This is a genomic window from uncultured Methylobacterium sp. (assembly GCF_964251405.1).
Lineage (GTDB): Bacteria > Pseudomonadota > Alphaproteobacteria > Rhizobiales > Beijerinckiaceae > Methylobacterium.
The window spans coordinates 5,442-10,023 of the sequence record NZ_CAXUJR010000059.1; the positions used below are offsets into that span (position 1 = coordinate 5,442).

Genomic DNA, 4,582 nt, shown 5'->3' on the forward strand with positions numbered 1-4,582 from the left:
AAGGCTTCGAAGCCGGAGCTGAAGCCCCTCGACCCATTCCTGGCCGAGCTGTTGAGCCCCGCCCTCAACCGCAATCGGGCGCCCACTCCCGAAGCGGCTTCGCCTGGGAGATCGCGCAAGGGTCTGGGCGGCTTCGGTGAGGCCCCGCAGGCGAGCTTCGCCCATGGCAGCGCCGCCGATGTCGATCCGCGCCTTGCGGCCGCCCTCGGCCTGAAGGGTCCGGAGGATGCGCCGTCCGAGGACGGTGACACCTCGCTGGCCGCCGACGGCGTGTCCGCCACGGTCGACGCCCTCTCGCGGCTGCTCACCGAGGGCAACCCGCTGTTCAAGGACGGCAAGAACTGGGCGCCGCACCGCCCCGAACGTCCGAAGAAATCCGAGGGCGGCGTTCCGTTCCGCCTCCAATCCGAGTTCGAGCCCGCCGGCGACCAGCCCCGCGCCATCGCCGAGCTCGTGGACGGCGTCCGCAAGAGCGAGCGCGATCAGGTCCTCCTCGGCGTCACCGGCTCCGGCAAGACCTTCACCATGGCGAAGGTGATCGAGGCAACGCAGCGCCCGGCCCTCATCCTCGCCCCCAACAAGACGCTGGCCGCCCAGCTCTACGGCGAGTTCAAGAGCTTCTTCCCCGACAACGCGGTGGAGTACTTCGTCTCGTACTACGACTACTACCAACCCGAGGCTTACGTGCCGCGCTCGGACACCTTCATCGAGAAAGAGAGCTCGATCAACGAGCAGATCGACCGCATGCGCCATTCCGCCACCCGCGCGCTGCTGGAGCGCGACGACGTCATCATCGTCGCGTCGGTTTCCTGCATCTACGGAATCGGTTCGGTCGAGACCTACACGGCAATGTCGTTCACGGTCTCGCTCGGCGAGCGTATCGAGCAGCGCCAGCTCGTGGCCGACCTTGTCGCGCTGCAATACAAGCGCATCCAGTCCGACTTCGCCCGCGGCACCTTCCGGGTGCGCGGCGACGTGATCGAGCTGTGGCCCGCCCACTTGGAAGACCGCGGCTGGCGCATCGGCCTGTTCGGCGACGAGATCGAGAAGATCACCGAGTTCGATCCGCTCACCGGCAAGACCATCAACGATCTGAAGTTCGTGAAGGTCTACGCCAACTCGCATTACGTGACGCCGCGCCCGACGCTGCAGCAGGCGGTGAAGGGCATCAAGACCGAGCTGAAGCTGCGCGTCGACGAGCTGACGAAGATGGGCCGCCTGATCGAGGCCCAGCGCATCGAGCAGCGCTGCACCTTCGACATCGAGATGATCGAGGCGACCGGAGCCTGCAACGGCATCGAGAACTATTCCCGCTATCTCACCGGGCGGAAACCCGGCGAGCCGCCGCCGACGCTGTTCGAATACCTGCCAGACGATGCCATCGTCTTCACCGACGAGAGCCACGTCACGGTCCCGCAGATCGGCGGCATGTACAAGGGCGACTTCCGTCGCAAGGCGACCTTGGCCGAATACGGCTTCCGCCTGCCCTCCTGCCTCGACAACCGGCCCTTGCGCTTCGAGGAATGGGACGCGATGCGGCCGCAATCGATCCACGTCTCGGCCACGCCCTCGAAATGGGAGATGGAGCAGACCGGCGGCGTCTTCGCCGAGCAGGTCATCCGGCCGACCGGCCTCGTTGACCCCGTCATCGAGATCCGCCCTGCCCGCAGCCAGGTCGACGACCTCCTCGGGGAAGTCCGCGAGGTCGCCCAGGCCGGGTACCGCACCCTCGTCACCACGCTCACGAAGCGGATGGCCGAGGACCTCACCGAGTACCTGCACGAGAACAATGTCCGCGTGCGGTACATGCACTCCGACATCGACACGCTCGAACGCATCGAGATCATCCGAGACCTGCGGCTGGGCGCCTTCGACGTGCTCATCGGCATCAACCTGCTGCGCGAAGGGCTCGACATTCCCGAATGCGCCCTTGTCGCCATCCTCGACGCCGACAAGGAGGGCTTCCTGCGCTCCGAGACATCGCTGATCCAGACCATCGGCCGCGCCGCCCGCAACGCCGATGCCCGCTGTATTCTCTACGCCGACCAGATCACCGGCTCGATGGAGCGGGCGATGGCCGAGACGGAGCGACGTCGCACCAAGCAGGTCGCCTACAACGTCGAACACGGCATCACGCCGCAGAGCGTGAAACGCGGGATCGCCGACATTCTCGACAGCGTATACGAGCGCGACCACGTCCAGGTGGATACCGGGCTTGCCAAGAATGCCATCACGATCGGCCACAACCTCAAGGCCGTGATGGCTGATCTCGAGAAGCGCATGCGCACGGCGGCCGCCGACCTCGACTTCGAGGAAGCCGCCCGCCTGCGCGACGAACTCAAGCGGCTGCAGGCGACCGAGCTCCTCGTCGCCGGCGATCCCATGGCCCGCCAGGGCGATGTCGAGCGCGATGCCGGGAAGTATGGTGCGAAGCGCAGCCGGATCTCGAAGCCCAGCCTCGACAACATGGGTCCGGGCACCGACCGCGAACTGCCCGTGGGCGGCGAGGCCCCGGTCTGGCAGGAACGGCCCAAGGCGCGCTCGACACAGGGACTGGGCGGGCAGAAGCCGAAATATCGCGGCCGCGGCAGCGGCGGTTCACGCGCGCGTGACTGAAAGCCCGATCGGGCTGGAACCGCGAGTGCCTCCTCGGCTTTCCTTCATGGTCCGCGTCGCCGTCGCGCCGCTCTCGTGTTGATGGAGGAGCCGATGACCGCGCATTCCGCTTTTCGCCCCCGCGCCGGTTCGGTGCGGGTCGTGCTGTTCCTGGCGGGAGTGGCGGCGGCCGTCCTCGCAGCCCTGCCGCTTGTTACGACTTCGGCCGAAGCTCAAACCGTCGAGAGCCGGCGCGACCAGCCGACGCCCGCAACCCTCCCCGATTCGGCCGAGCGCCAACGCGAAGGCGACAAGCCGGTCGGACAGGTCGCGCCCCCGGAAGCCATCACGTCGTCCACCGCGATCGTGGCGTCCGACCGCAAGGGCAAGACCAGCTACACCAATCCCCTTGACCACCTGCCCGCCAGGGATCGCTCCGGCACTGGCGGCGGCAGAAGCGATTAGCAGCGGACTGACACCCTGCCATCCGGCAGGGCCGTTGGTGAACGAGGCGCTGGCACGACCAGCAGAGGAGTTGCGATCATGGGTCTGCTCGATCAGGTCATCGGCGGCGTACTCGGACAGGTTCTCGGCGGAGGCCGCGGTCACCCGCAAGGCGGAGGCATGGGCGGCGGGGGCGGCATGGGGAGCGGGATGGGGGGCGCGGTCTCGCCCATCGTCCAGGCTCTCCTGATGCTGCTCATGCAGAAGGGCATGAGCGGGGGCCTGGGAGACATCTTCGGCGGCGGGGGACGCCAGACACCACAGCACGAGCCTTCCGTCGGCCGGGACGACAGCGATCTCGGCGGCTTCGGGCAGGACCGTCAACGCGGCGGGCAGCGGGACGAAGGCGGTGGTTTCGGCGATCTAGCAGGAATGCTCGACGGCCCAGGCGGCCCGTCCTCCAACCCGCGTGGGAATGATTCCGGCGCCGGACCCTATTCCGGTCTCGACCGCGAACCGGGGGATTCGCAGGGCGGGCTCGATGGACTGATCGATCGGTTCCAACGCGGCGGCCTCGGCGATGTGATGGAGTCCTGGATCGGCACCGGCCAGAACCACCCGGTGGAGCCGAACCGGCTGGGGGAAGCCCTCGGTCCTCAGACCGTGGACAGCCTCGCTAGCCAGACCGGGCTCGACCGCAACACGCTGCTGTCGCAGCTCGCTCAAGCCTTGCCCGGCGTCATCGACGGCCTGACGCCACAGGGCCGCCGGCCGACGCCGGAGGACCAGCGCGGCTGGTAGCCCTCCGACATCTCTCGGTCGCCAGGAAGGACGGCCCGGCTATCGTGAGCGAGAGGGCGGTTTCGAATCCCACGGACGCGGCCCAAGATGCACCTCGCCAGAGCGCCGGACCGTGCGGCCTGCCGCCTCAAACCGGCTGTCACCATTCGGCAGCAACCGCTCGGCAGCGGACACGGAATCATTCAGCCGAGGTCATGCTCCGGCAACGGCCAATTTCGAACCGGCCCCTTGCTTCCTGCACTATAGATCCGGTTCTGCGGCGGTGAGCTACATTTTTCTGCGATCATATGAGAAATATAAGTGTAGCGCCCGCTTGTATTGCGCCCAACACATCGCCTATATCATGGTGGTCAGCGAGAAGGAGTTTCGCCATGAAGTGGTCTGCCCCCATCGTTCAAGAAGTTTGCGTCGGCATGGAAGTCACCAGCTACGAGTCGGCCGAGATCGATACCTTCAACTGAGGTGTCGATGTCCCTCCAGGAACGCAGTGTGAAGCCTAGATCCTGTTAATTTTGAACCCGAGGAATTCGCCATGAAGTGGTCTGCCCCCATCGTTTCCGAGATCTGCGTTGGCATGGAAGTCACCAGCTACGAGTCCGCCGAGATCGATACCTTCAACTAAGGTAGTGGCGTTCCTACGGGAGCGCTCTTCTGATCCCGAGTCCCATCCATCAATAGACTGAGGAATTCGCCATGAAGTGGTCTGCCCCCATCGTTCAAGAAGTTTGCGTCGGCATGGAAG

General features: G+C 66.0%; 5 protein-coding genes. All 5 read left to right on the forward strand.

Annotation, left to right across the window (positions count from 1 at the left end):
- Positions 1 to 2,616 (forward strand): excinuclease ABC subunit UvrB (uvrB, locus tag ACFE7U_RS11765; RefSeq protein WP_375409915.1); only part of this gene is annotated, 2,616 nt, incomplete at its 5' end.
- A gap of 93 nt (positions 2,617 to 2,709) precedes the next feature.
- Positions 2,710 to 3,060 (forward strand): hypothetical protein, encoded by a 351-nt coding sequence (locus ACFE7U_RS11770; protein ID WP_375409916.1) that lies wholly within the window; start codon positions 2,710 to 2,712, stop codon positions 3,058 to 3,060.
- Positions 3,061 to 3,138: 78 nt separating this feature from the next.
- Positions 3,139 to 3,840 carry a YidB family protein gene (locus tag ACFE7U_RS11775; protein WP_375409917.1) on the forward strand — a complete coding sequence of 234 codons (702 nt, stop codon included), beginning with the start codon at positions 3,139 to 3,141 and terminating at the stop codon, positions 3,838 to 3,840.
- 371 nt (positions 3,841 to 4,211) lie between these two features.
- Complete coding sequence (pqqA, locus tag ACFE7U_RS11780) at positions 4,212 to 4,301, forward strand: pyrroloquinoline quinone precursor peptide PqqA (RefSeq protein ID WP_109951178.1); 90 nt, start codon at positions 4,212 to 4,214, stop codon at positions 4,299 to 4,301.
- A 71-nt stretch (positions 4,302 to 4,372) separates the two neighbouring features.
- Complete coding sequence (gene pqqA / locus ACFE7U_RS11785) at positions 4,373 to 4,462, forward strand: pyrroloquinoline quinone precursor peptide PqqA (protein ID WP_299656695.1); 90 nt, start codon at positions 4,373 to 4,375, stop codon at positions 4,460 to 4,462.
- Positions 4,463 to 4,582 lie beyond the last annotated feature (120 nt).

What these genes read in the sequence shown, in the direction of transcription:
- pqqA (WP_109951178.1), top strand. Translation starts at nt 4,212, where the DNA reads ATGAAGTGGTCTGCCCCCATCGTTCAAGAAGTTTGCGTCGGCATGGAA.
- ACFE7U_RS11770 (WP_375409916.1), top strand. Translation starts at nt 2,710, where the DNA reads ATGACCGCGCATTCCGCTTTTCGCCCCCGCGCCGGTTCGGTGCGGGTC.
- ACFE7U_RS11775 (WP_375409917.1), top strand. Translation starts at nt 3,139, where the DNA reads ATGGGTCTGCTCGATCAGGTCATCGGCGGCGTACTCGGACAGGTTCTC.
- pqqA (WP_299656695.1), top strand. Translation starts at nt 4,373, where the DNA reads ATGAAGTGGTCTGCCCCCATCGTTTCCGAGATCTGCGTTGGCATGGAA.